21 protein-coding genes are annotated in these 23712 nt (G+C 74.8%); 9 read left to right on the forward strand and 12 right to left on the reverse strand.

The window, feature by feature from the left end; all coding sequences use genetic code 11:
- Positions 1 to 66: 66 nt before the first annotated feature.
- Positions 67 to 1029, forward strand: a complete 963-nt coding sequence (locus FQ330_RS11810) for a glycosyltransferase (RefSeq protein ID WP_192575940.1) — start codon at positions 67 to 69, stop codon at positions 1027 to 1029.
- A gap of 4 nt (positions 1030 to 1033) precedes the next feature.
- Here FQ330_RS11810 and FQ330_RS11815 read toward each other — a convergent pair whose 3' ends face one another.
- Positions 1034 to 1993 (reverse strand): glycosyltransferase, encoded by a 960-nt coding sequence (locus FQ330_RS11815; RefSeq protein ID WP_146357815.1) that lies wholly within the window; start codon positions 1991 to 1993, stop codon positions 1034 to 1036.
- 83 nt (positions 1994 to 2076) lie between these two features.
- Here FQ330_RS11815 and FQ330_RS11820 point away from each other — a divergent pair, with 83 nt between their 5' ends.
- Positions 2077 to 3060 (forward strand): dTDP-glucose 4,6-dehydratase, encoded by a 984-nt coding sequence (locus FQ330_RS11820; protein ID WP_146357817.1) that lies wholly within the window; start codon positions 2077 to 2079, stop codon positions 3058 to 3060.
- A complete protein-coding gene (locus FQ330_RS11825) occupies positions 3057 to 4199 on the forward strand; it encodes a glycosyltransferase family protein (protein WP_146357819.1) in 1143 nt (380 codons plus the stop codon). Before FQ330_RS11820 ends, FQ330_RS11825 begins: the two co-directional genes overlap by 4 nt.
- A 31-nt stretch (positions 4200 to 4230) precedes the next feature.
- Here FQ330_RS11825 and FQ330_RS11830 read toward each other — a convergent pair whose 3' ends face one another.
- Genes FQ330_RS11830 through FQ330_RS11855 form a run of 6 tightly spaced genes read right to left on the reverse strand, consistent with a single transcriptional unit; the run spans position 4231 to position 9836 of the window.
- The gene (locus FQ330_RS11830) at positions 4231 to 5598 is read right to left on the reverse strand and encodes an LCP family protein (protein ID WP_225792844.1); all 1368 of its coding nucleotides are present in this window, start codon (positions 5596 to 5598) and stop codon (positions 4231 to 4233) included.
- A complete protein-coding gene (gene purE / locus FQ330_RS11835) occupies positions 5595 to 6098 on the reverse strand; it encodes a 5-(carboxyamino)imidazole ribonucleotide mutase (RefSeq protein ID WP_128189119.1) in 504 nt (167 codons plus the stop codon). The genes FQ330_RS11830 and purE overlap by 4 nt, the downstream gene beginning before the upstream one ends.
- Positions 6099 to 6138: 40 nt before the next feature.
- Positions 6139 to 7260: a 5-(carboxyamino)imidazole ribonucleotide synthase gene (locus FQ330_RS11840; protein WP_146357821.1), complete on the reverse strand. Its 1122-nt coding sequence runs from the start codon at positions 7258 to 7260 to the stop codon at positions 6139 to 6141.
- Positions 7257 to 8570, reverse strand: coding sequence for a UDP-glucose dehydrogenase family protein (locus FQ330_RS11845; protein ID WP_146357823.1), 1314 nt, complete (start codon positions 8568 to 8570; stop codon positions 7257 to 7259). The genes FQ330_RS11840 and FQ330_RS11845 overlap by 4 nt, the downstream gene beginning before the upstream one ends.
- Before the next feature lie 40 nt (positions 8571 to 8610).
- Complete coding sequence (locus tag FQ330_RS11850; RefSeq protein ID WP_164877084.1) at positions 8611 to 9093, reverse strand: PH domain-containing protein; 483 nt, start codon at positions 9091 to 9093, stop codon at positions 8611 to 8613.
- Positions 9094 to 9110: 17 nt separating this feature from the next.
- The gene (locus FQ330_RS11855) at positions 9111 to 9836 is read right to left on the reverse strand and encodes a biotin--[acetyl-CoA-carboxylase] ligase (protein ID WP_146357825.1); all 726 of its coding nucleotides are present in this window, start codon (positions 9834 to 9836) and stop codon (positions 9111 to 9113) included.
- Positions 9837 to 9962: 126 nt separating this feature from the next.
- Between FQ330_RS11855 and FQ330_RS11860 the strand changes: the two genes are divergently transcribed.
- The 3 genes from FQ330_RS11860 to FQ330_RS11870 are packed head-to-tail and all read left to right on the forward strand — an operon-like array spanning position 9963 to position 12777.
- Entirely contained in the window at positions 9963 to 11579 is a 1617-nt protein-coding gene (locus FQ330_RS11860; protein ID WP_225792845.1) for an acyl-CoA carboxylase subunit beta, read from the forward strand.
- Positions 11576 to 11791 (forward strand): acyl-CoA carboxylase subunit epsilon, encoded by a 216-nt coding sequence (locus FQ330_RS11865; protein WP_128189124.1) that lies wholly within the window; start codon positions 11576 to 11578, stop codon positions 11789 to 11791. Before FQ330_RS11860 ends, FQ330_RS11865 begins: the two co-directional genes overlap by 4 nt.
- Positions 11792 to 11814: 23 nt before the next feature.
- Positions 11815 to 12777, forward strand: coding sequence for a DNA topoisomerase IB (locus FQ330_RS11870; protein ID WP_146357827.1), 963 nt, complete (start codon positions 11815 to 11817; stop codon positions 12775 to 12777).
- On the opposite strand, the gene FQ330_RS11875 is transcribed toward FQ330_RS11870, so the two are convergent.
- The gene (locus tag FQ330_RS11875) at positions 12774 to 14828 is read right to left on the reverse strand and encodes an acyltransferase family protein (RefSeq protein WP_192575941.1); all 2055 of its coding nucleotides are present in this window, start codon (positions 14826 to 14828) and stop codon (positions 12774 to 12776) included. The genes FQ330_RS11870 and FQ330_RS11875 overlap by 4 nt on opposite strands.
- 89 nt (positions 14829 to 14917) lie before the next feature.
- On the opposite strand from FQ330_RS11875, the gene FQ330_RS11880 reads away from it, so the two are divergent.
- The gene (locus FQ330_RS11880; RefSeq protein ID WP_192575942.1) at positions 14918 to 16057 is read left to right on the forward strand and encodes an FAD-dependent monooxygenase; all 1140 of its coding nucleotides are present in this window, start codon (positions 14918 to 14920) and stop codon (positions 16055 to 16057) included.
- A gap of 170 nt (positions 16058 to 16227) precedes the next feature.
- On the opposite strand, the gene FQ330_RS11885 is transcribed toward FQ330_RS11880, so the two are convergent.
- Together FQ330_RS11885 and FQ330_RS11890 are read right to left on the reverse strand one after the other, a co-directional pair.
- Positions 16228 to 17478, reverse strand: a complete 1251-nt coding sequence (locus FQ330_RS11885) for a class I SAM-dependent RNA methyltransferase (RefSeq protein WP_146357833.1) — start codon at positions 17476 to 17478, stop codon at positions 16228 to 16230.
- A gap of 31 nt (positions 17479 to 17509) precedes the next feature.
- Positions 17510 to 18469: an L-lactate dehydrogenase gene (locus FQ330_RS11890; protein ID WP_146357835.1), complete on the reverse strand. Its 960-nt coding sequence runs from the start codon at positions 18467 to 18469 to the stop codon at positions 17510 to 17512.
- A gap of 73 nt (positions 18470 to 18542) precedes the next feature.
- Here FQ330_RS11890 and FQ330_RS11895 point away from each other — a divergent pair, with 73 nt between their 5' ends.
- Positions 18543 to 19202: a Maf family protein gene (locus FQ330_RS11895; protein WP_225792846.1), complete on the forward strand. Its 660-nt coding sequence runs from the start codon at positions 18543 to 18545 to the stop codon at positions 19200 to 19202.
- Positions 19199 to 19942 (forward strand): hypothetical protein, encoded by a 744-nt coding sequence (locus tag FQ330_RS11900; protein ID WP_146357839.1) that lies wholly within the window; start codon positions 19199 to 19201, stop codon positions 19940 to 19942. Before FQ330_RS11895 ends, FQ330_RS11900 begins: the two co-directional genes overlap by 4 nt.
- 19 nt (positions 19943 to 19961) lie before the next feature.
- Here FQ330_RS11900 and FQ330_RS11905 read toward each other — a convergent pair whose 3' ends face one another.
- Both FQ330_RS11905 and FQ330_RS11910 read right to left on the reverse strand, forming a co-directional pair.
- The gene (locus FQ330_RS11905; RefSeq protein WP_146357841.1) at positions 19962 to 21986 is read right to left on the reverse strand and encodes an ABC transporter ATP-binding protein; all 2025 of its coding nucleotides are present in this window, start codon (positions 21984 to 21986) and stop codon (positions 19962 to 19964) included.
- 1 nt (position 21987) lies between these two features.
- Positions 21988 to 23712, reverse strand: coding sequence for an ABC transporter ATP-binding protein (locus tag FQ330_RS11910; RefSeq protein WP_146357843.1), 1725 nt, complete (start codon positions 23710 to 23712; stop codon positions 21988 to 21990).

Genomic DNA, 23712 nt, shown 5'->3' on the forward strand with positions numbered 1-23712 from the left:
TCGGGTCAGGCTAGCCGAGGATCGGCGCTAGGCTCAGAGGCTGGCGCGGAGAGAGGCGGGCGATTCGTGACCACACCATCGGACGCGACGGCCGCACCGCTCGTCGCGGTGCTCATGGCCACGCACGACGGCGCCGCCTTCGTCGAGGAGCAGGCCCGCTCGATCCTCGGGCAGCGCGACGTGCGCGTGCGGCTGGTCGTCTCGGACGACGCCTCGACCGACGGCACCCCGTTGCTGCTCGAGCGGCTCGCCGCGGACGAGCGCGTCACGGTGCTGGCGCCTGGGAGCTTCGGCACCCCGCAGGCCAACTTCCTGCGCCTCATGCGCGAGGCCGACGTCGACGGCGCGGTCGCGGTCGCGCTCGCCGACCAGGACGACGTCTGGCACGACGACAAGCTCTCGCGGCAGCTGGCCCTGCTCGAGCGGCTCGACGTCGACGCGGTCTCGTCCAACGTGGTCGCCTTCTGGGAGCGCGAGGACGGCAGCCGCCGCACCGAGCTCATCGACAAGGCGCAGCCGCAGACCCCGCTCGACTTCCTGCTCGAGTCGGCGGGCCCCGGCTGCACGTTCCTCATCGACGCCGAGGCCTTCGCGGCGATCCGCGACGCCATCCGGCAGCCGCCGCACGGCAGCGCGCGCATCGACGACAGCGCCGTGCCGCACGACTGGCTCGCGTACGCGATCGTGCGCGCGAGCGGCGGGCGCTGGCACATCGACGCCGAGCCGACGCTCGACTACCGCCAGCACGACGCCAACGCGACCGGCGCCAACACCGGGCTCACGCAGGCCGCCGTGCGGTTCCGCCGGCTCGCGTCCGGCGAGTACCGGCAGCAGTGCGGCGCGGTCGCGCGGCTGAGCGCCTCGGTCGCCGACGACGCCCAGCGCCCGCGGCTCGAGCGGATCGCGCCGCTGTTCGACGGCACCGACCTCGGCTCGCGCATGGCGCTGCACCGCCTCGCGCCCGAGCTGCGCCGCGAGGCGACCGAGCGGCGGCTGCTGCGCATCGCCCTCGTGCTGGGCTTCTGGTAGCGGGTCAGCCCCTGAGGTCGCCGGCGATGCGCTCGAGCTCGGCCGGGCCGAGCGAGGCCGCGAGCTGCCGGTCGTTGCCCGCGTGCAGCACGTTCTGCAGGTAGAGGCCGCTCACCTGCGAGCCGGGCACGAACGGGTAGTTCGCCGGCTCCGCGCTCGTCTGCACGATCCGGCGGCCGGCCCGCACCGCCTGCGCGTACAGCCACACGTCGTCGGCCTCCGGCGCCGCCTCGAGGAACCGGGTGCCCGCCGCGCGCAGCTCCTCGAGCAGCGGAGCCGGGAACAGCTGGCCCGACACCGAGGTGCCGAAGCTGCCGAAGCTCGGCGCCGTGCTGCGCGCGGGCGTCCACGACGTGTAGGGCGCGAGGCCCTCGACGCCGAGCGCCACGCGGTGGGCGCGGTGCGCGACGACCGCGCCCGGGTGGGCGCGCGCCACCTCGAGCAGCCGGCGCAGCCAGTCGCGCGGATAGAGCTGGTCGTCGTCGCTCGTCACCATCGGCAGCTCGTGCGCCGGGGGGCCGCTCACGTACGGCCACCACTTCGTGTGCACCCGCAGCCCCGGGTCGACCCGGCGCACCTCGAGGCCCCGCCGCTCCAGACGGCCGAGCGACGTGGGCAGCTCGGCGAGCGAGGGGTCGTCGAGCCACAGGATGAGCCGCTTCGGCCGCTCGGCGCCCTCGCCGATCGACTCGATCGCCGCCCAGACGGAGCGGATGCGCGCCGCGGTCGTCGTCATCACCACGACCGCAGGTGCGTCGCCCACGACCGGCGCCCGGGAGGCGAGGTTGCGGATGCGCAGGCGCGCCAGGCGGGCGAGCGTGGCCGCCGAGGGGCTGTCGTCGTAGAACCCGCGGCCCGACTGCAGGCCGAGCGCGCGCCGCGCGGCGTCCCCGCCCCGCTCCCGACCCGAGCGGACGACGTGCCGGAGGCGCTCGCGCGCCGCGCTGCTGCGAGGGCTGGTCATGCGCCCAGGCTACGCGGGCGGGAGCCCGGTGCCGCCGCGGCTAGACTCGACCCACCGACCCCGACCGGAAGGCCAGCCACGTCGTGAAGATCCTCGTGACCGGCGGCGCCGGGTTCATCGGCTCGAACCTCGTGCGGATGGCCCTGACCGACCGCCTCCCAGGCCTCGAGGGCGCTGCCGTCACCGTCCTCGACGCGCTGACGTACTCGGGCACCCTCTCGAACCTCGCCGCCGTGGCCGAGCACCCGCGCTTCGCCTTCGTGCAGGGCGACATCCGGGACACGGGCCTGCTCGACCGCCTGCTGCCGGGCGTCGACGCGATCGTGCACGTCGCCGGCGAGAGCCACCTCGACCGCGCGGCGCGCGACTCGTCCGTCTTCGTCGAGACGAACGTCGTCGGCACGCAGCGGCTGCTCGACGCCGCGCTCCGGCACGGCGTGCGCCGCATCGTGCACGTCTCGACCGACGAGGTGCTGGGCTCGATCGAGGAGGGCTCCTGGAGCGAGGACGCCCCGGTCGACCCGAGCACGCCCTACGCCGCGTCGAAGGCGGGCGGCGAGCTGCTCGTGCGCAGCTACCACCGCACCCACGGGCTCGATGTGCGCATCGCGCGGCTCTCGAGCAGCTTCGGCCCGCACCACTTCCCCGAGAAGCTCATCCCGATGCTCATCACGAACCTCCTCGACGGCATCCCCGCGCCGCTCGCCGGCGACGGCGGGCACGTGCGCGACTGGCTGCACGTCGACGACCACTGCCGCGGCATCGCGCTCGTGCTCACCGCCGGCAGGCCCGGCGAGACCTACCACCTCGGCGGCGGGGCCGAGGTGTCGAACCGCAGGCTCGCCGAGCTGGTCGTCGAGGCGACCGGCAGCGACTGGTCGATGGTCGAGCCGACCGCCGACGAGCGGGGCCACGACCGCCGCGCGTCGCTCGCGAGCGCGAAGGCGCGCGACGAGCTCGGCTTCGCCCCGCAGGTGCCGTTCGAGCAGGGGCTCGCCGACGTCGTGCAGTGGTACCGCGAGCACCGCTCGTGGTGGCAGCCGCTCAAGGAGCGGGTGGCCCTGTGAGCGACGTGCGGGAGCCCGAGGCGCACGAGCGCGACCGCCTGACGGTCGTGCTCGACGAGGTCGGCGAGCGCTCGACCACGTCGGTCGGCCGCTACTCGGCCGAGATGGCCCGCGCGCTCGTCGCGACCGCCCCCGAGGGGCTCGAGGTCGGCGCGCTGTCGGCGCGCGTGAGCGACGCGCGCGAAGCCCGCATCCGCGAGGCACTGCCGGGGCTCGCCGAGCTGCGCCAGACGGCCGTGCCCGCCCGCGAGCTGCGCGAGGCGTGGCTCCACACGATCACCACGATCCCCGTGCACGGCCTCGTGCACGCGACGAGCCTCATGGCGCCGCTCACGCGCGAGCGCGAGCCGGGCGACCAGGTGACGGTGACGGTGCACGGCCTGCAGTCGATGTCGGACCGCTCGGAGCGCAAGCAACGCTGGTTCGACCGCGCCCTCAAGCGCGCGCTGCACCGCGCCGGCGGCATCGTGGTGCCCTCGACCGCCGTGGCCGAGGACCTCTCGCTCCTGGCCGACGTGGGCGACCGCGTGCGCGTCGTGCACCCTGCGCCCGCGGCCGCGCTCCTGCGCGCGGCGAACTCCGGCGCCGCGGCGGCGTCGCGGCTCGCCCTGCCGTCGGAGTACGTGCTCGCGATCACGGCGCCGGGCGCGCGCGGCCAGGCCGAGCGGCTCATCGAGACCGTCGCGAGCGACGCGATGCCGGATGCGCGGGTCGTCGTGGCCGGGCCGGTGCAGTGGGGCGAGACCACGCTCGCGGCGCTCGCGGTCGAGGCGGGCATCGCGCCCGGCCGGCTCGTCATGCTGGGCGAGCTGACCGACGCCGAGCTCGCGACCGCCTACCAGCGCGCGCTCGCGCACCTGCACGTCGCGGAGCAGGACGCCCTCGGCCTCACGCTGCTCGAGGCGGCGGCGCTCGGCACCCCGACCGTGCATCCGGCGACCCGCACGCTCACCGAGATCGCGGGCGACTCGAGCGTGCCGGTCGAGGGCGGCCCGCACGAGCTCGCCGCCGCGCTCGCGGGCCTGCTCGCCGACGAGGAGGAGCGCACGCGCCTGCGGCTGCACGCGCAGGACCGCGCCCGCGCGTTCACGTGGGAGGCCGCCGCGCTGCAGGTGTGGCGGCTGCACGCCGAGCTGTAGCGGCGCCTGGGTGCCCCGGGCCGCTGCCGCGCTACGGCGCGGGCGACTCGGTCGGCGGCGCGATCGCGTCGGCCTCGGCGAGTGCCGCGGCCACCATCGCGTGGATCTGCTCGAAGTCGGGGTCGCCGGTGTTGACGCCCGAGTCGGGCACGAGCTCGAGGTTCGTGATCGGCAGCTGCCGGGTCTCGAGCGCGAGCTCCGACAGCGAGCCGATCATCGACTGCGGGATGTCGGACTGCACCATGTCCTGGCCGGCGTTCGCGAGCTCGGTGTACTTCGTGAGCAGCGTCTGCGGCGTGAACTGCCGGATGAGCGCCTCCTGCACCTGCCGCTGCCGCTCCATGCGCGCGTAGTCGCTCGTGCCGGCGCGGCTGCGCGCGTACCAGAGCGCGTCGTGGCCGTCGAGGCGCTGCAGGCCGGGCTCGATCCAGTCGCGCACGACCTCGCCCTCGATCGCGATCGGCACCCGCTCGGTCACCTCGATCTCGAGGCCGCCGAGGGCGTTGACGAGGTCCTCGAAGCCGTGCATGTCGACGAGCACGAAGAACTGCAGCTCCAGCCCCGTCACGCCCTCGACCGCGTCGCGGGTCGCCTCGATGCCCGGGCTCGAGCCGTTTGCCGCGGCGTCGGGGTAGAGCTCGGGGTTGGCCTCGCCGTACGTGTAGGTGCCGTTCAGCAGGCAGTCGCTCGTCTCGCAGTCGAAGCCGTCCGGCCACGGCCCCCACATCGGCGACCCTGGCGAGAACGGCGCGTTCCGCAGGTTGCGCGGCACGCCGATCATCGTCGCCGCGCCGGTCTCGGCGTTGACGGTGACGACGGTCATCGAGTCGGCGCGCAGGCCCTGGCGGTCCTCGCCCGCGTCGCCGCCCAGCAGCAGGAACGTGTAGCGGCCGTCGATCGGCTCGACCGCGGGCCGCGCGAAGTCGAAGACGTCGCCGACGAGGCCGCGCGTCGCGTCGACGATCGTCGCCCCGTAGCCGGCGAGCGCCGCGGGCGCGACGGTGGCGAGGATCGAGACGATCGCGATCCCCGCGCGGGCGCGCCCGGCCACCTTCGGCAGCCGCGCGAGCCGCAGCGTGTCGAGCCCGAGCACGAGCCACAGCACGGCGTAGGCGATGAGCAGCACCTCGACCACGAGCAGGCCGATCGAGTTGCCGACGACCGTCAGCAGCGCGCTGCGCCACGCGAACCACAGCAGGAGCGCGACGGCCGCGAGCGCGAGCAGCCCGAGGGTCGCGACGATGCCGACGCGGCCGAGCCTGCGGTCGCCCGCGAGCGCCTGGGCGCTGCCGGGCAGCAGGAGCCCGAGCAGCACGAGCCACCAGCCGCGCCGCTGCATCACGTCGGGACGGCGGCTGTCGGGGTGGCGGAGCGGGGTGCCGGTCTCCAGCAGCGTCATGCGCCCGCGTCCACGCGGTCGCGCAGCGCCCGGGCCTTCGCGTCGACCTGCGACTCGAGGTCGGCGGCGAAGGCGTCGAGGCGCGCCGCGAGGTCGGCGTCGGTCGTGCCGAGGATGCGCGCGGCGAGGATGCCGGCGTTGCGGGCCCCGCCGATCGAGACGGTCGCGACCGGGATGCCCGCGGGCATCTGCACGATCGAGAGCAGGCTGTCGAGCCCGTCGAGTCGCTCGAGCGGTACCGGCACGCCGATCACCGGCAGCCGCGTCATCGACGCGACCATGCCCGGCAGGTGGGCCGCGCCGCCGGCGCCCGCGATGATCACGCGCACGCCGCGATCGGCGGCTCCGCGCGCGAAGTCGACCATCTTCTGCGGGGTGCGGTGCGCCGAGACGACGTCGACCTCGGCGGCTACGCCGAGCTCGTCGAGCACGGCCTTCGCCGCCTCCATGACCCGCCAGTCGGAGTCGGAGCCCATGATGATGCTGACCTGCGCAGGCATGCCGTCCAGGGTACGCGGGGTCGCGGCCTGGCCGTGACCCTCAGGCATCGAAGTGCGCGGCCGCGGCGCGCGCCCGGTAGGCGACCTCGTCGATCTCGTCGCCGATCGCGGTGACGTGCCCGACCTTGCGGCCCGGGCGCGCCGACTTCGCGTAGGAGTGCACCTTCACGTCGGGGTGCGACCGGAGGGCGGCCGCGTAGCGGTCGGCCATCGAGCCCGACGCGGGCCCGCCGATGACGTTCACCATCACGCTCGCGGGCGCGAGGATCGCGGTCGAGCCGAGCGGCAGGTCGAGCACGGCGCGCAGGTGCTGCTCGAACTGGCTCGTGATCGAGCCGTCGATCGTCCAGTGGCCGGAGTTGTGGGGGCGCATCGCGAGCTCGTTGACGAGCACGCGGCCGTCGGCGGTCTCGAACAGCTCGACCGCGAGCACGCCGGTCACGTCGAGCTGCTCGGCGATGGAGCGGGCCACGTCGTCGACGAGGGGCTGGATGTTCGCGGCGTGCGGGGCGGGCGCGAGCACCTCGGCGCAGATCGAGTCGCGCTGCACGGTCTGCACGAGCGGCCAGACGACGGTCTCGCCCGAGGGCCGGCGCGCGACGAGCTGCGCGAGCTCGCGCGTGAACGGCACGAGCTCCTCGACGAGCAGGCGCGGGCCCCCGGCCGCGGCGCCCTCGAGCCAGTCGGCGGCCTCGGCAGCATCGCGCACGACCCGCACGCCCTTGCCGTCGTAGCCGCCGGTCGCGGTCTTCACGACGCCGACGCCGCCGTGGTCGGCCAGGAACCGCTCGAGGTCCCCCGGCGCATCCACCGGCGCCCAGTCGGGCTGCGGCGCGCCGATCTCGGCCATGCGCGCGCGCATCTCGCGCTTGTCCTGCGCGAAGCGCAGCGCGTGCGGCCCGGGGTGCACGGCGTGGCCGGCGTCGACGAGCCGCTGCAGCACCGCCTGCGGCACGTGCTCGTGGTCGAAGGTGACGACGTCGACGCCCTCGGCGAAGGCGAGCACGGTGTCGGCGTCGCGGTAGTCGCCCACGGCGGTCGCCGCGAGCGCCGCCGACATGCCCTCGCCCTCGGCGAGCACGCGCAGCTCGATGCCGAGCTCGACCGCCGCGGGGATCATCATCCGGGCCAGCTGGCCGCCGCCCACCACGCCGACGATCATGCTGCCGCCACCTCGGGCCGGCCGAGGCCGATCACCCGGAAGCCCGCGGCCGACCACGCCGCCGCGTCGAGCGCGTTGCGGCCGTCGACGACGACGCGCGCGTCGGTGATGCCGGCGAGCGCGGCCGGGTCGAGGTCGCGGAACTCCTGCCACTCGGTGCCGAGCGCCAGCACGTCGGCGCCGCACACCGCGTCCGCCACCGACGTGACGATCTCGAGCCCGGGCACGACCCGCAGCGCCGTCTCGCGCGCCTCGGGGTCGTAGGCCCTCACCACGCGGCCGCCCTCCTGCAGGCGGCGCGAGACGTCGAGCGCGGGCGAGTCGCGCACGTCGTCGCTGTTGGGCTTGAACGCGAGGCCCAGCATCGCGACGCGGTCGCCGCCGACCCGCTCGAGCTCGCGCTCGATGAGCGCGACCATGCGGTCGCGGCGGCGCAGGTTGATGCGGTCGACCTCGCGCAGGAAGCCGAGCGTCTCGCCGTGGCCGAGCTCGTCGGCGCGCGCCTGGAAGGCGCGGATGTCCTTCGGCAGGCAGCCGCCGCCGAAGCCCAGGCCGGCGTTGAGGAAGCGTCGGCCGATGCGGGCGTCGAGGCCGATCGCGTCGGCGAGCTGCGTGACGTCGGCGCCCACCGACTCCGACAGCTCGGCCATCGCGTTGATGAACGAGATCTTCGTGGCGAGGAACGCGTTCGCGCTCACCTTCACGAGCTCTGCCGTGGCGTAGTTCACGACCAGCCGGTCGGTGCCGCGCTCGAGGATGCGGGCGTAGACGGCGTCGAGCGCGGCGACCGCGGCGTCGTCGCCGTCGGCGACGCCGTAGACGAGCCGGTCGGGGGCGAGGGTGTCCTCGACCGCGAAGCCCTCGCGCAGGAACTCCGGGTTCCAGGCGAGCGTCGCGCCCGTGGGTGCGATCAGGTCGGCGAGCCGCTGCGCAGTGCCGACGGGCACCGTCGACTTGCCGGCCACGAGCGTGCCCGCGGCGAGGTGCGGCAGCAGCGACTCGACCGCCGCGTCGACGTAGGTGAGGTCGGCGGCGTCGGAGCCCGCGCGCTGCGGCGTGCCGACCGCGACGAAGACGACGTCGCTCCCGGCCGCCTCGGCGACATCCGTCGTGAAGCGCAGCGTGCCCGCGTCGACGCCCGCGCGCAGCAGCTCGGGCAGCCCCGGCTCGAAGAAGGGCGGCTCGCCCCGGCGCAGGCGCTCGATCTTCGCCTCGTCGACGTCGACGCCGATCGTCTCGTAGCCGAGCGAGGCCATGGCCGCGGCGTGCACCGCGCCCAGGTAGCCGCAGCCGATGACGGCGATCTTCATGGGAGCTCCTCGAGGGGTGGGCGCCGGAGGCGCGGATGGGTCAGGCGACGTCGACGACGTCGGGGGCGACGACGCCGCGGGCGCCGAGCAGCTCGGACAGCATGCGCTGCACGAGGGAGGCGCTCGGCACGTCGGAGAGGATCACGGCGCGGTCGCCGCCGGTCGACAGCAGCACGTCGCCGGCGCCGAACAGGGCCTGCAGGCCGCGGCGCCGCACGGTGACGTCATGGACGCGCGAGAGCATCGTCTCGCGCCGCGTGCCGCCGAAGCCGGTGCGGATGATCACCCGCTCGGTCGTGAAGGTGAAGCCGCGCGAGAGCCAGGCGAGCGTGGGCACGACGGTGAGCACCGCGACCACGATGCCGGCGACCGTGAGCACCGCGACGTTCCAGAGCGGCCAGTCGACCCGGTCGAGCAGCAGCGCCACGAGCCCCGCGCACGCCCAGAGCACGAGCACGGGCACGACGAGCACCCGCCCATGCGGTCGCATGCGCGCGATGACTCGCTCCTCGCCGGCTGGCACCCGACGATTCTCTCGCATCAGCGCACGTGCACGACGTCACCGGCCCGCACGTCGACGATTCCGTCGTCGGTCTCGACCTGCAGCTCGCCGCCGGGCCCGAGGCCGACGGCGGTGCCGGTCAGCTCCCCGTCGGGCAGCGACACCCGCACGTGCCGGCCGATCGTCGACAGGCCGGCGGCGACCGCCGTGCGCAGCGCGTCGCTCCCGAGCGCCGGCAGCAGCGCGTCGAGCGACCGCATCACGTGCCAGAGGATGGCGTCGGCGAGCACGGGGGCCGTGCCCTCGGCGCCCTCGAGCGTGAGCGACGTCGCGCGGTCGGTCGGCAGCTCGTCGGCGGTGAGGGTGAGGTTCACGCCGAAGCCCACCGCGACGCCGGTCGAGCGGCGCTCGCAGAGGATGCCCGCGACCTTCCGGTCGTCGACGAGCACGTCGTTCGGCCACTTGATCGAGGCGCGGTCGGCCACGAGCGGGTCGAGCGCCTCGGCGAGCGCGAGCCCGGCCGCGAGCGGCAGCCAGGCCACCGCATCCTCGCCGAGTCCCTTCGTGCGCACGAGCACCGTCGCGGCGAGGCACTTGCCGGCCGGCGCGACCCACTCGCGGCCCAGCCGGCCGCGGCCGGCGCGCTGGTCGAGCGTCGCCCAGGCGGTGAGGTGCGCCGCGCGGTCGTCGACGGCGTCGAAGGTGGAGCCGACCGTGCCGAGCTCGACGACGGTGCCGGCGCGGGACGCGCCTGGGAAGAGCATGCCTCCAGCCTAGGCGCGCGGCGCGGGCCGCGGGCGGGCGGATGGAGGGGATCGCCACCGGATCCGGCCGAGACGCTGTGGGACCCCACAAAGGCGCCGCATGGGGTGCCCTCTAGAGTGGCATCCGTGATCGACGAGACCGTGCCCGACGTGGCTGGGGCAGCCGCACCCCGTTCCACGACCGCCGCGCGCATCGACGACCTGCGCGAGCGCCACCGCGAGGCGGTGACCGACAAGGAGTCGCGGGCTCGCGAGCGCCAGGGCGCGAAGGGCAAGAAGACCGCGCGCGAGCGCGTCGAGCAGTTCGTCGACAAGGGCTCGTTCGTCGAGTTCGACGCGTACGTGCGCCACCGCACGACCGCGTTCGGCATGGACGGCAACCGCCCCTACGGCGACGCCGTCGTCACGGGCATCGGCACCGTGCACGGGCGCCGCGTCGCGGTCTACGCGCAGGACTTCACCACCTTCGGCGGCTCGCTCGGCGAGGTCGCCGGCGAGAAGATCATCAAGATCCAGGACTACGCGATGAAGGTGGGCGTGCCCATCGTCGGCATGCTCGACTCGGGCGGCGCGCGCATCCAGGAGGGCGTGGTCGCGCTCGGCAAGTACGGCGAGATCTTCAAGCGCAACACCGCCGCCTCCGGCGTCATCCCGCAGATCTCGATCGTGATGGGCCCGGCGGCCGGCGGTGCCGTCTACTCCCCCGCGCTCACCGACTTCGTCGTCATGGTCGACAAGACGAGCCACATGTTCGTCACCGGCCCCGACGTGATCAAGACCGTCACGGGCGAGGAGGTCGGCTTCGAGGATCTCGGCGGCGGCCGCACCCACAACACCGTCTCGGGCGTGAGCCACTACCTGGCCGCCGACGAGGACGACGCGCTCGACTACGTGCGCGCGCTGCTCGCCTACCTGCCCGACAACAACCAGTCGGAGGTGCCGGTCTACGACCACACCGCCGAGCGCGTCGTGAACGACGCCGACCGCCGGCTGAACACGGTCATCCCCGACTCGCCGAACCAGCCGTACGACGTGCTGACCATCATCGAGACGCTCATGGACGACCGCGAGTTCCTCGAGGTGCAGCCGCTCTACGCGCCCAACATCGTCATCGGCTTCGGCCGGCTCGAGGGCCGCACGATCGGCGTCATCGCGAACCAGCCGAAGCAGATGGCGGGCACGCTCAACATCGAGGCGGGCGAGAAGGCCGCGCGGTTCGTGCGCTTCTGCGACGCGTTCTCGATCCCGATCCTCACCGTCGTCGACGTGCCCGGCTACCTGCCCGGCACCGACCAGGAGTGGTCGGGCGTCATCCGCCGCGGGGCGAAGCTGCTCTACGCCTACGCCGAGGCGACCGTGCCGATGGTCACCGTCATCACCCGCAAGGCCTACGGCGGCGCGTACATCGTGATGGGCTCGAAGCAGCTGGGCGCCGACATCAACATCGCCTGGCCGTCGGCCGAGATCGCGGTCATGGGCGGGCAGGGCGCCGTCAACATCCTCTACCGCAACGAGATCAAGCAGGCGGAGGCCGACGGGCACGACGTGCACGAGGTGCGCACCCGGCTCGCGAACGAGTACACGTACAACGTCGCATCCCCCTTCCTCGCCGCCGAGCGCGGCGAGCTCGACGGCATCATCGAGCCGGCCGAGACGCGCGTGATGATCACCCGCGCGTTCCGGGCGCTGCGCACGAAGCGCGTGCACCGGCCCGAGAAGAAGCACGGGAACATCCCGCTGTGAGCGGCCGGCACGGCGACGCCGACGCCGACGAGCCGATCATGGCCGTCGTGGGCGGCTCGCCCACCCCCGAGGAGCAGGCCGCCGTCGAGGCGGTGCTCACGGGCATGGCCGAGGAGTGGGCCGAGACGAAGCACCGCCGCGTGCTCGACACCGAGAGCGAGTGGCAGGCGAAGCAGCGATCGGAGTCTGGACGCCGCTGGCGCCGCGACTGAGACCGGCGGCATAGCATCTGCCCATGGTGAGGCTTCGACGGGCGAGACCCGGGGCGGATGCGGGGATCCGGCGGCGCCGGTCGGGTCGCGGCTGGGCGTACCGGCACGACAGCGGCCGCGCCGTCTCGGCCGCCGACCGGGATCGGGCCGAGTCGCTCGCCGTGCCGCCGGCCTGGAAGGACGTCTGGATCGCGGCCGACCCGCTCGCGCACATCCAGGCGATCGGCGTCGACGACGCGGGCCGCACGCAGTACCGCTACCACCCGGAGTGGCGGGCGCGGCGCGACCGCGTGAAGCACGAGCGGGCGCTCGACCTCGCCGAGACGCTGCCGGCGATGCGCCGCCGCGTCACGCGCGACCTGTCGCTCGAGGGGCTGCCGCGCGAGCGGGTGCTCGCCGCGGCGCTGCGCATGCTCGACATGGTCGCGATCCGCGCCGGCGGCGACGCCTACGCCGAGGAGCGGGGCACGCGCGGGCTCATGACGCTGCTCGTTCGGCACGCGAGCGTGGACGGCGACGCGGTGCGGCTGCGCTTCCCGGCGAAGTCGGGCCAGCGCTTCGACACGACGGTCGAGGACGCACCGCTCGCGCGCTGCGTCGAGGACCTGCAGGCGGGGCGCTCGCGCACGTCGCGGCTGCTCGCCTGGCGCGACGACGAGGGCGCCCACGCCCTGCGCGACGCCGACCTCAACGCCGCGGTGCGCGAGGCGACCGGCGGCGAGTTCACCGCGAAGGACTTCCGCACGCTGCACGGCACGATCGTCGCGGCCGTCGCGCTCGCGCGCGCCCGCGACACCGGCACGAAGGCCGCGCGGGCGCGTGCGGTGCGGGCCGCGATCGTCGAGGTCTCCGAGGCGCTCGGCAACACCCCGGCCGTAGCGAAGTCGAGCTACATCGACCCGGAGGTCTTCGCCCGCTTCGAGGCGGGCGCGACGATCGGCCTCACGGGCTCGCGCGAGCGCGCCCTGCTCGACCTGCTGCGCTAGCGGCCGAGCAGCGGCAGCAGCGCCTCGGCGACCGCGTCCTGCCGCAGCGACGACGCCGCGGCGCCCATGTGCGTGGCGTCGGTCCAGGTGGGCACGCCGTCGACGACGAGCGGGCACGTCGCCGCCTCGACCGCGCAGAACCACTCGAGGGTGCCCGCCACCGACACCCCGCCCGCGGCGAGCGCCGCCTCGAGCGCCTCGTGCCGCTGCCGCTGCTCCGGCTGCAGCGGCGACGCGCACGCGTCGAGGGCGCCGCCGTCGGCGTGCGCCTGGAGGCACGCCGCCGGCTCCGGCACGGGCGGCGGACCATCGAGGTAGAGCGTGGGGATGCCGAGCGCGTGCAGCCGCTCGGCGTAGGCGAGCGTGCCGGCGGCGAGCTGCTCGCCGGTGTCGGCGACCCGGCGCTCGTAGCCCTCCCCGACCCACCACGCGCCGTACGAGATCACGACCGCGGCGGGACGGCGCTCGGCCGCCAGCGCGAGGACTCCCTGCGCGTGCGCGTCGCACTGGGCGAGGAGCCCGCGCACCTGCGCCTCGACGACCGGCCCGGTCGAGAACGGGCACATCGAGCGGCCGAGCAGCTGCACGTCGGCGCGGCCGTCGAGCGCGCCGCGCACCGCCGTCGCCCAGGTCACCGCCTGCGAGTCGCCGACGATCCACACCTCGTCGTCGCCGGGCGCGTCGTCGAAGCGGCAGCGCTCCGGCGCGGCGAGGTCGACCGTCAGGCAGTCGTCGACCAGCCACTCGGCCACGCGGCCGTCCGCGCCCACGACGGCCTCGGCATCCGGCACCGACGGCGAGGCGGCGGCAGCCGCGACCCGTGCCGCGAGCGCGGCACCGCCGAGCTCGGCGGGCGCCGTGGGGGCCGCGCGCTCGATGGCGTCGCGCTGCACCGCGGGTGCCGCCGCGAGCGCGACGGCGGTGACGGCTGCGACGACGGGCATCGCGAGCGCCAGGACGGGCAGCCGGCGGCGTGCGCCGCGGGGCGCGTGCAGCCACGCGATCGCGCGCTCGGAGCCCCACGCGAGCAGCACCGACACGACGAGGACGAGCATCCCGCCGAGCGGCCCGACGCCGCCGCCCTCCGGTGCGACGAGCGCGATGAGGCCCAGCAGCACCGGCCAGTGCCAGAGGTAGAGGCCGTAGGAGAGCCCGCCGAGCCAGACGAGCGGGCGCGCCTGCAGCACGCGCGTGACCGGGCCGCGCGCCGCCTGCGCGCCGGCGCCGGCGCCGGCGCCCGCGACGAGCACGAGCAGCGCGCCGGCCACCGGCCACAGCGTCACCCAGCCCGGCTGCAGCCACTCCACCGGCAGCCGGCCCGCCGTGAGCACGAGCGCGATGCCGACCGCCGCGAGCGCGGCGCGCAGCCGGCCAGGCAGCGGGATGCGGGTGAGCAGCAGGGCCGCGGCGCCCCCGAGCGCGAGCTCCCAGCTGCGGGCGAACGTGTCGTAGTACGCGCCCACCGGGTCGATCGAGAGCCGCAGCAGCGCGTAGCCGAACGAGGCGGCGGCGACGGCCGCGAGCAGCAGGCCGAACCCGAGTCGCGCGTCGCGCATCCGCCGCCCGCCGACAAGCGCGAAGCCCGCCGCGGCGAGCACCGCGAGCGCCGTGAACTGCCCCTGCACGCCCATCGCCCAGAAGTGCTGGAAGGGCGACTTGTCGTGCCCCGCCGCGACGTAGTCGGTGCCGTCGGCCGCGAGCCGCCAGTTCTCCCAGTACGTCGCCGACGCGAACACATCGCTCAGCACCCGGCCGAACGCGAGCGGGCCGGAGGCGACGAGCGCGACCGCGCCCGCGACGACGAGCACGAGCGCCGCCATGGGGAACAGGCGCTGGGCGATGCGCCACAGCGTTCGCGGCACGTCGACGGCGCCGGTGCGCTCGATCTCGCCGATGAGGCTCAGCGCCAGGAGGTAGCCGCCGACCGCGAACAGCACGTCGACGCCGCCGGAGACGGTGCCGAACCAGATGTGGTGGCTCGCGACGAGGAGCGAGGCCACCGCCCGCAGCCCCTGGATGTCGAGCCTGCGGGGCGTCTGCGTGGCTGCCATGCTCCCTGCGGTCGTGCCGACGGCCGCGCGCCGCGACCCGCACCATGCTACGAGCCCGTCGTCGCGGCCGCCTGGGGTACCGTCGCGACATGCACGCGATCGTCTCGGGAGCCGGCGTCGCCGGGCTGACGCTCGCCGGCCGGCTCGCGCTCGACGGCTGGAGCGTCGACGTGGTCGAGCGCGCGCCTGCCCCGCGCGCATCCGGCTACCTGATCGACTTCTTCGGGCCCGGCTACGACGCCGCCGAGCGGCTGGGGCTGCTGCCGGCGCTGCGCGAGCGCGCCGAGTCGTACGGCGAGCTGCGCTCGGTCGACGCGGCCGGGCGCGTGCGCGCCCGCCTGCCGATCGCGCTCGTCGAGCGCGCGGTCGCGGGCCGGTACCTCACGATCCTGCGGCCGCAGATCGTCGACGCCCTCCTCGCGGCGCTGCCCGAGGGCGTGCGGATGCGCTGGGGCGTCCAGGTCGAGACCGTGCACGACGACGGCGCCCGCGTCACGGCGCTGCTGTCGGACGGCGAGCGGCTCGAGGCCGACCTGCTCGTCGGCGCCGACGGGGTGCGCTCGCGCGTGCGGCAGCTCGCGTGGGGACCGCACGACGACTTCCTGCGGCCGGTCGCCGACCTGCTCGCGGTGGCCTGGATCGGCGACGACGCGGAGCTCTCGGCCGACCTCGGCGGGCGCGTCGCGATGCAGGTCGAGCTCGACCGGCAGCTCGTGGTGGCGCCGCTCGGCGAGACGGGGGTGACCGGCTTCGCGGTGCTGCGCGGCGTGGGGCGCGCCGGCGGTCGCGGCGCGATCGCGCGGATGGGCGTGCTCGGCCGCCGCGCGGTGCGCAGCATCCGCGAGCCCTACGTCGACGACGTCGCGCAGACCGTCGTGCCGCAGTGGGTGCGCGGCCGCATCGCGCTGCTCGGCGACGCGTGCGGGGCGGTGTCGCTGCTGGCCGGGCAGGGCGCCTCGCTCGCGATGGCCGGGGCCGAGCGGCTCGCGGACGAGCTCGCGTTCGCGGCGCACCCGAGCGACGTGGTGGCGGGCCTCGCCGCCTACGAGCGCGACTGGCGCCCGGTCGTCGAGCGCGAGCAGGCGCGCGGCCGCCGCACCGCGAGCGCCTTCGCCCCGCACACCCGCCTCGAGCTCGAGGCGCAGCGCGCGATGTGGCTCGCGACCGCCATCCCCGGCGTCGCGCACCTCGTGGCGCGCGCCGCCGGCGGCGTGACGAAGTCGGCCTGAGCGCGCCCGCGCGCGTCGGCAGCCGCCCCTCGGCGGCGGATAGCCCGCGCACAACGCAAGCCCGCGCGGCTGCTTCCGCGGGCGGATCGCCGCATCGCCGGGATCCGGGGCTGGTTCGCGCTCGGGAGCTTGCGTTGTGCAGCGGGCCCGCGGGCGGGCCGCCGGGGCGGTCAGCGGCGGAAGGACGCCACCGCCTCGACGTGGTGCGTCATCGGGAAGAGGTCGAAGGCCTCGAGCGCGTCGACCTGCCAGCCGGCCTCGGCCAGCAGCTTCGCGTCGCGGGCGAGGGCGACCGGGTCGCACGCGACGTAGACGATCTGGGCGGGCTCGAGGCCCGCGAGCAGCTCGATCACGTCGCGGCCGGCGCCGGCGCGCGGCGGGTCGAGCACCACGAGCCCGCGCGAGAGCCGCTCGCGCTCCTGGCCGCTCGCGCGCGACGCGAGCTCGCGCAGCCATCGGTCGACGCGGCCGGTCTCGGCGCTCGCGCCGATCCACTCGGCGAGGTTCTCGCTCGCGTGGTCGGTCGCGACCTCGTCGGCCTCGACGCTCGTCAGGCGGGTGCGCTCGCCGAGCGCCTCCGCGATCGTGGCGGCGAACAGGCCGACGCCGCCGTACAGGTCGAGGCTCCAGCCGGCCGGGTCGATCGCGTCGACGTCGATGGCGCGGCGCACCGCATCGGTCAGCACCGCGGGCGCCTGCCGGTGCACCTGCCAGAAGCCGGCGCGGTCGAGCTGGAACGCGCGCCCGCCGACGGTCTCGACGATCGTGTCGGTGCGGCCGCGCCCGGGCTCGCCCTCCATCGCGATCACGTCGACCTCGCCGTCGCTCGTCTCGACGTAGTCGACGGCGGTGGCGCCCGGCACGCGCTGGTCGAGCTGGGCCGAGAGGCGGATGCCCTCGGTCGCGAGCGGCAGGCTGGTGACGGGCACGACCTCGTGGCTGCGGGGCGCGAACGGGCCCTGGCGGCCGCGGTCGTCGACGTGCAGGCGCACGCGGGTGCGCCAGCCGAGCCCGCCGCGCTCGTCGTCGCCGGGCGCCGCCTGCACGGGCACGGTGCGCTGCATGCCGCCGGTGCGCTGGAGCGCGTCCTCGATGACGCGCTGCTTGAGCTCGCGCTGGCGGGGCAGCGCGATGTGGCCGAACTCGGCGCCGCCGGCGCGCTCGAGCGGCGGCCGGTCGATGGCGGCCTCGGGCCAGACGTGCGGCACGCGGTCGGCGCCGGCGCTCACGACCTCGAGCGCCACGGCGGTCGCGAACGACTTCTTCACGTCGACGACCTGCGCGCGCACGGTCTCGCCCGGCATGGTGTCGGGTACGAACACCACGCGCCCCTCGTGCCGGCCGACGAAGCGGCCGCCGTGGGCGACGTTGTCGATCGTCAGCTCGACGATCTGGCCAGGACGGATCTCGGATGCGGGCATGCGCCCATCCTCCCATCCGCGCCGGGGAGGCTCAGGCGATGCCGGCGAGCGACGCCGCGATCGCGTCGGCGCTGCGGTGCAGCGCCGCGAGCTCGCCGTCCTCCATCGGCACCTCGAGCACCCGCTCGATGCCCGCGCGGCCGACGACGGTCGGCAGCGACAGCGCGATCCCGGCGATGCCGTGCTGGCCGTCGAGCACGCTCGAGACCGGCAGCACCGCGTGCTCGTCGCCGAGGATCGCCTCGACGATGCGCGCGGTCGAGACGCCGATCGCGCTCGACGTCGCGCCCTTGCCCTCGATGATCCGGTACGCGGCGTGCACGACGTCGTCGGCGATGCGGTCGAGGGCAGCGTCGTCGAAGCGCAGCTCGCCGTCCTCGCGCCACTCGCGCACGAGCACGGGGCCGATCGTCGTGCGCGACCACAGCGGGAACTCGCTGTCGCCGTGCTCGCCGATCATGAGCGCGTGCACGCTGCGCGGGTGCACCCGCACGAGCTCCGACAGCCGCCAGCGCAGCCGCGACGAGTCGAGCACGGTGCCGGAGGAGAGCACGCGCGCGGGGTCGAGCCCGCCCTCGCGCTGCGCGACCACCGTGAGCACGTCGCACGGGTTGGTGACGAGCACCACGATCGCCTCGGGCGCGTGCTCGCGGATGCCGGGCATCAGCCGGCGCAGGATCTCGGCGTTCCTGCCTGCGAGGGCGAGCCGCGGCTCCCCCGGGCGCTGCTTCGCGCCCGCGGTCACCACGACGACGTCGCTGCCGGCGATCGTGCGCAGGTCGTCGCCGCCCTCCACGCGCTTGCCGGCGAGGAACGGCAGGCCGTGCGCGAGGTCGAGCACCTCGGCCTCGGCCTTCGCGCGGTCGAGGTCGTACAGCGCCACGGCGTCGGCCGAGCCGCGGATGAGGGCTGCGTAGGCGATGGCGACGCCGACCGAGCCGGCGCCGATCACGGCGAGCTTCGTGGGGCGGGCGGCGGTCGGGGCGTCCATGCTGCTCACGCTAGGCGTCCCGCCCGGGGCGCGCCAGCGCATCCGGCCCCGCCCGTGGTGCGAGGATCGAGCCGTGCAGCTGATCCTCGCCTCCGCCTCGCCCGCCCGGCTCGCGCTGCTGCGCCAGGCCGGCATCGAGCCGCTCGTTCGGCCGACCGACCTCGACGAGGAGCTGCTCGTCGCGGCACACGAGGCCGAGCACGGGCCGCTCTCCCCCGCCGCGTACGTGCTGCTGCTGGCGCGCGCGAAGGCCGAGGCGCTGCTCGACCAGGATCCGCTCACGGGCTTCGACGGCCTCGTGCTCGGCGGCGACTCGTCGCTCGAGCTCGACGGCGCGATGCTCGGCAAGCCGCATACGCCCGAGCGCGCGCGGGAGCGCTGGGTCGCGCAGCGCGGGCGCTCGGCGACGCTGCACTCGGGGCACTGGATGCTGCGGGTGCGCGACGGTCGGATCCAGGACTCCGCGGGCACCACGACCGCGACGCACCTCGACTTCTCGCCCGATGTCGACGACGCCGAGATCGACGCGTACGTCGCGACCGGCGAGCCGCTCCAGGTCGCGGGCGCGTTCACGATCGACGGGCGCGGCGCCGCCTTCATCGACCGCATCGACGGCGACCCGTCGACGGTGATCGGGATGAGCATCCCCGCGGTGCGCCGGCTCGCGCGCGAGCTCGGCGTCGCGTGGCCGGCGCTCACGGCGGCCGTGGCGACGCCGGCCGACGGGGCGTGACCGTGGCCCGCGGCATGTGGGTGTGGGTGCGCGAGGACGCGCCGCCCGATCCGGCGGAGGTCGCGGCGATCGCCGAGCGCGAGCGCGTGGAGGAGGCGTTCGTGAGCGTGCCGTGGTCGGGCCCGAGCGCCGACACCCATCGGATCGTCGCGGCGCTGCGCGGCCGGGGCGTCAGGGTCAGCGCCCTCGGCGGCGATCCCGCGTGGACGACCGGCGGCGACGCGGTGGCGTGGATGGAGCGCGCGACCGCCGCGTTCCTCTTCGAGGGCGTGCACCTCGACATCGAGCCGTGGGGCCGCCGCGACTGGAGCGGCCGCGAGGCCGAGCTGCTGCGCGGCCTCGAGCGCACGGTGCGCGACGTCGCCGCCCGCACGAGCCTGCCCGTCGACGTCGACCTCGTGCCCTGGCTCGCCGAGGCGCACCCGCGGCAGTTCGCCGACATCGCCCAGCGCGCCGACGCGGTGACGCTCATGGCCTACCGCGACCGGGCCGCCGACATCCTCTCGACGAGCGCCGCGGCCCGCAGCGCGCTCGGCGGTCTCGGCCGCTCGTACAGGATCGGCGTCGAGACCGGGCCGATCGCCGAGCCCGAGCCGACCGCCCGGCAGACCTTCGCCGACGACGGGCGCGCGGTGCTCGAGCGCGAGCTCGCCGAGGTCGCGGCGGCGCTCGCGGCGGATGCGCGGTGCACGGGGGTCGCGCTCCACGACCTCGCGGGCTGCCGCGTGCTCGGTCCCTGACCGCCGGCCCGCAGCCGGGCTAGGTCGACTGCTGCGTGGGCACCGCGTCGGCCTCGTCGGGGTCGACCGCCTGCTCGAACTGCGCGTGCAGCAGCCGCCAGTACGCCCCCTGCCGCTCGACGAGCTCGTCGTGGTCGCCGTGCTCGACGATCGCGCCCTGCTCCATCACGAGGATGAGGTCGGCGTCGCGGATGGTCGAGAGCCGGTGGGCGATCACGAACGACGTGCGGTCGGTGCGGAGCGCCGCCATCGCGTGCTGCAGCAGCAGCTCGGTGCGGGTGTCGACCGACGAGGTGGCCTCGTCGAGGATGAGCACGCTCGGGCGGGCGAGGAAGGCGCGGGCGATCGTCACCAGCTGCTTCTCGCCGGCCGAGAGGTTGGTCGCGTCCTCGTCGATGACCGTGTCGTAGCCGTCCGGCAGCGCGTGCACGAAGCGGTCGACGTAGGTGGCGCGCGCGGCCTCGAGGATCTCGTCCTCGGTCGCCTCCGGCCGGCCGTACGCGATGTTCTCGCGGATCGTGCCGCCGAAGAGCCACGCGTCCTGCAGCACCATGCCCGTCTGCGCGCGCAGCGCATCCCTCGTCATGGTCCTCGTGTCGACGCCGTCGAGCGAGATGCGGCCGCCGTCGATCTCGTAGAAGCGCATGAGCAGGTTGACGAGTGTCGTCTTGCCCGCGCCGGTCGGGCCGACGATCGCGACCGTCTGCCCCGGCTCGACGACGAGCGAGAGGTCGTCGATGAGCGGGCGGTCGGGCGAGTACGCGAAGCGCACGTGGTCGAACACCACGCGCCCCCGGCCGTCGGCGGCCGCCGAGCCGCCGGCATCCGACTCCTCCTCGTCGGCGTCGAGCAGCTCGAAGACGCGCTCGGCGCTCGCGACGCCCGACTGCACCATCGTCACGGTCTGCCCGATCTGGCCGAGGTTCTGCGAGAACTGCTGCGAGTACTGGATGAACGCCTGCACATCGCCGACGAGGATCTGGCCCGCCGCGACGAAGAGGCCGCCGGCGACGGCGACGAGCACATAGCCGATGTTGCCGACGAAGGTCATGAGCGGGAAGACGAGGCCCGAGAGGAACTGCGCCTTGAAGGCCGCCTGGAAGACGCCCTCGTTCTCGACCGCGAACCGGCCGCGCACGGCCTCCTCGCGTCCGAAGACCTTCACGAGCGCGTGGCCCGTGTAGGCCTCCTCGACGATCGCGTTCACCCGGCCGGTCCGGCGCCACTGCTCCTTGAAGAGCCCCTGCGCCGGGCCCAGCACCGCCCCGAGGATGATGCCCGTGAGCGGCACGGCGATGAGCGCGATGAGCGCGAGCCAGCCGTTGATCGTCAGCATCATCACCAGCACGCCGACGACCGTGAGGAGGCCGGTGACGATCTGCGACATGGTCTGCGACACCGTCTGCGACACGTTGTCGAGGTCGTTCGTGACGCGCGAGAGCAGCTCGCCGCGCTGCGTGCGGTCGTAGTACGACAGCGGCAGGCGGTGGATCTTCTCCTCCACGTCGCGCCGCAGCCGCTGCACGGTGCGCTGCACGACGCGGTTCACGACGTAGCCCTGCAGCCACTGGAAGAGGGCGCCGACCGCGTAGACGGCGAGCACGAGCAGCAGGATGCCGCCGAGCGCCTCGAAGTCGATGCCCTGCCCCGGCTGCAGCCCCTCCATGCGCTCGAGGATGTTCGCCAGCTCGTTCTCGCCCGCCTGGCGCAGCCCGCCGACGACCTGCTCCTGCGTCGTGCCGGGCGGCAGGTCGCGCTGCACGAGGCCGCGCACGATGACGTTCGTCGCCTCGCCCAGGATGCGGGGCCCGAGCACGACGAGCACCACGCCGACCGCGCCGAGCGCGAACACGAGCGCGAGCAGCCAGCGGTGGGGCCGCATGAGGCCCAGGAGGCGCTTCGCGGAGGCGCCGAACGACTTCGCCTTCCCGGGCGGCGGCTCCCAGCCGCCGGCGCCGATGCGGGCGGCCTCGGCCTGCTCGGCCTCGATCCGCTCCTCGTCCGTGAGCTCGGGCTCCGGGGCCGCGCCCTGCTTCCGTGCCATCTCAGGCCTCCACTGCCATCTGCGACTCGACGATCTCGCGGTAGGTGGCGCTGCCGGCGAGCAGCTCGTCGTGGCTGCCGGTGCCGACGACCCGGCCGGCGTCGAGCACCACGATGCGATCGGCGTCGACGATCGTCGACACCCGCTGCGCGACGACGATCTGCGTCGTCGCGCCCACCGCCTCCCGCAGCGCCGCCCGCAGGCGCGCATCCGTCGTGAGGTCGAGCGCCGAGAACGAGTCGTCGAAGACGAGCACGTCGGGCTCGGCGACGAGCGCCCTCGCGATCGAGAGCCGCTGGCGCTGCCCTCCCGAGACGTTGGTGCCGCCCTGCGAGATGCGCGCGCCGAGCTGCCCCTGCATCTGCTGCACGAAGCCGGCCGCCTGCGCGATCTCGAGCGCGCGCCAGAGCTGCTCGTCGGTGGCCCCCTCGTTGCCGTAGCGGAGGTTCGACGCGACGGTGCCGGCGAAGAGGTAGGGCCGCTGCGGCACGATGGCGATGCCCCGCCAGAGGGTCTCGGCGTCGAGGTCGCGCACGTCGGCGCCGCCCACGAGCACGCTGCCGCCGGTGGCGTCGAACAGGCGCGGGATGAGGTTCACGAGCGTCGTCTTGCCGGCGCCGGTCGAGCCGATGATCGCGACCGTCTCGCCGGGCTCGGCGCGCAGCGAGACGCCCTCGAGCACCGGCGTCTCGGCGCCCGGGTACTGGAAGCGCACGTCGCGCAGCTCGACGGTGCCGGGCGTCGGCATGCGGTCGCCGACCGCGACGCGCTCGATCGAGGGCACCGTCTCGAGCACCTCGCCGATGCGCTTCGCCGAGACCGCGGCCCTCGGGATCATGATCGTCATGAAGGTCGCCATGAGCACGCCCATGAGGATCTGCATGAGGTACTGCAGGAAGGCCATCATCGTGCCGATCTCGAGCTCGCCGGCGTCGACGAGCTGCGCGCCGAACCACAGCACCGAGACGCTCGAGACCTCGACGATGAGCATGATGATCGGGAACATCAGCACGAAGATGTTGCCGGTGCGGATCATCGCGTCGGTCACGCCGTCGTTCGCCACCGCGAAGCGGGCGCGCTCGCGCCGCTCCTGCACGAAGGCGCGGATGACGCGGATGCCGGTGAGCTGCTCGCGCAGCACCTTGTTGATGCCGTCGATGCGCTCCTGCAGCAGGCGGAAGATCGGCACGAGCCTCCAGACGAGGAAGCCGAGCACGAGCAGCATGAGCGGCACGGCGACCGCGATGAGCCACGAGAGCGTGCCGTCGGCCCGCACCGCCATGATCATGCCGCCGACGGCGAGCATCGGCGCCGACAGCAGCATCGTGCACGACATGAGGATGAGCATCTGCACCTGCTGCACGTCGTTCGTCGTGCGGGTGATGAGGCTCGCAGCGCCGAAGCGCTGCACGTCCTGCTCGCTGAAGTCGCCGACCGTGGCGAAGACGTCGGCGCGCAGGTCGCGGCCCGCGCGCATCGCGAGCCGCGCGCCGAAGAGGATCGCGAGGATGTTCGCGGCCACCTGACCGAGGCTCAGCCCGAGCATGAGCGCCCCGAGGCGCCATATCGTGTCGGTGTCGCCCTGCAGCACGCCCTCGTCGATGATGTCGGCGTTGATCGTCGGCAGCATGAGCGACAGCACCGACTGCGCGAACTGGAACAGCACGACGAGCAGGAGCGGGAGCCACGAGGGGCGCACGTAGCGCACGATGAGCTTCCAGAGCAC

Origin of the sequence: Agrococcus sediminis (assembly GCF_007923295.1) — a bacterium.
In the GTDB taxonomy this organism is placed as follows: Bacteria; Actinomycetota; Actinomycetes; order Actinomycetales; family Microbacteriaceae; genus Agrococcus; species Agrococcus sediminis.

What these genes read in the sequence shown, in the direction of transcription:
- FQ330_RS11815 (WP_146357815.1), bottom strand. Translation starts at nt 1,993, where the DNA reads ATGACCAGCCCTCGCAGCAGCGCGGCGCGCGAGCGCCTCCGGCACGTC.
- FQ330_RS11830 (WP_225792844.1), bottom strand. Translation starts at nt 5,598, where the DNA reads ATGACGCTGCTGGAGACCGGCACCCCGCTCCGCCACCCCGACAGCCGC.
- purE (WP_128189119.1), bottom strand. Translation starts at nt 6,098, where the DNA reads ATGCCTGCGCAGGTCAGCATCATCATGGGCTCCGACTCCGACTGGCGG.
- FQ330_RS11840 (WP_146357821.1), bottom strand. Translation starts at nt 7,260, where the DNA reads ATGATCGTCGGCGTGGTGGGCGGCGGCCAGCTGGCCCGGATGATGATC.
- FQ330_RS11845 (WP_146357823.1), bottom strand. Translation starts at nt 8,570, where the DNA reads ATGAAGATCGCCGTCATCGGCTGCGGCTACCTGGGCGCGGTGCACGCC.
- FQ330_RS11855 (WP_146357825.1), bottom strand. Translation starts at nt 9,836, where the DNA reads ATGCTCTTCCCAGGCGCGTCCCGCGCCGGCACCGTCGTCGAGCTCGGC.
- FQ330_RS11870 (WP_146357827.1), top strand. Translation starts at nt 11,815, where the DNA reads ATGGTGAGGCTTCGACGGGCGAGACCCGGGGCGGATGCGGGGATCCGG.
- FQ330_RS11875 (WP_192575941.1), bottom strand. Translation starts at nt 14,828, where the DNA reads ATGGCAGCCACGCAGACGCCCCGCAGGCTCGACATCCAGGGGCTGCGG.
- FQ330_RS11880 (WP_192575942.1), top strand. Translation starts at nt 14,918, where the DNA reads ATGCACGCGATCGTCTCGGGAGCCGGCGTCGCCGGGCTGACGCTCGCC.
- FQ330_RS11885 (WP_146357833.1), bottom strand. Translation starts at nt 17,478, where the DNA reads ATGCCCGCATCCGAGATCCGTCCTGGCCAGATCGTCGAGCTGACGATC.
- FQ330_RS11890 (WP_146357835.1), bottom strand. Translation starts at nt 18,469, where the DNA reads ATGGACGCCCCGACCGCCGCCCGCCCCACGAAGCTCGCCGTGATCGGC.
- FQ330_RS11905 (WP_146357841.1), bottom strand. Translation starts at nt 21,986, where the DNA reads ATGGCACGGAAGCAGGGCGCGGCCCCGGAGCCCGAGCTCACGGACGAG.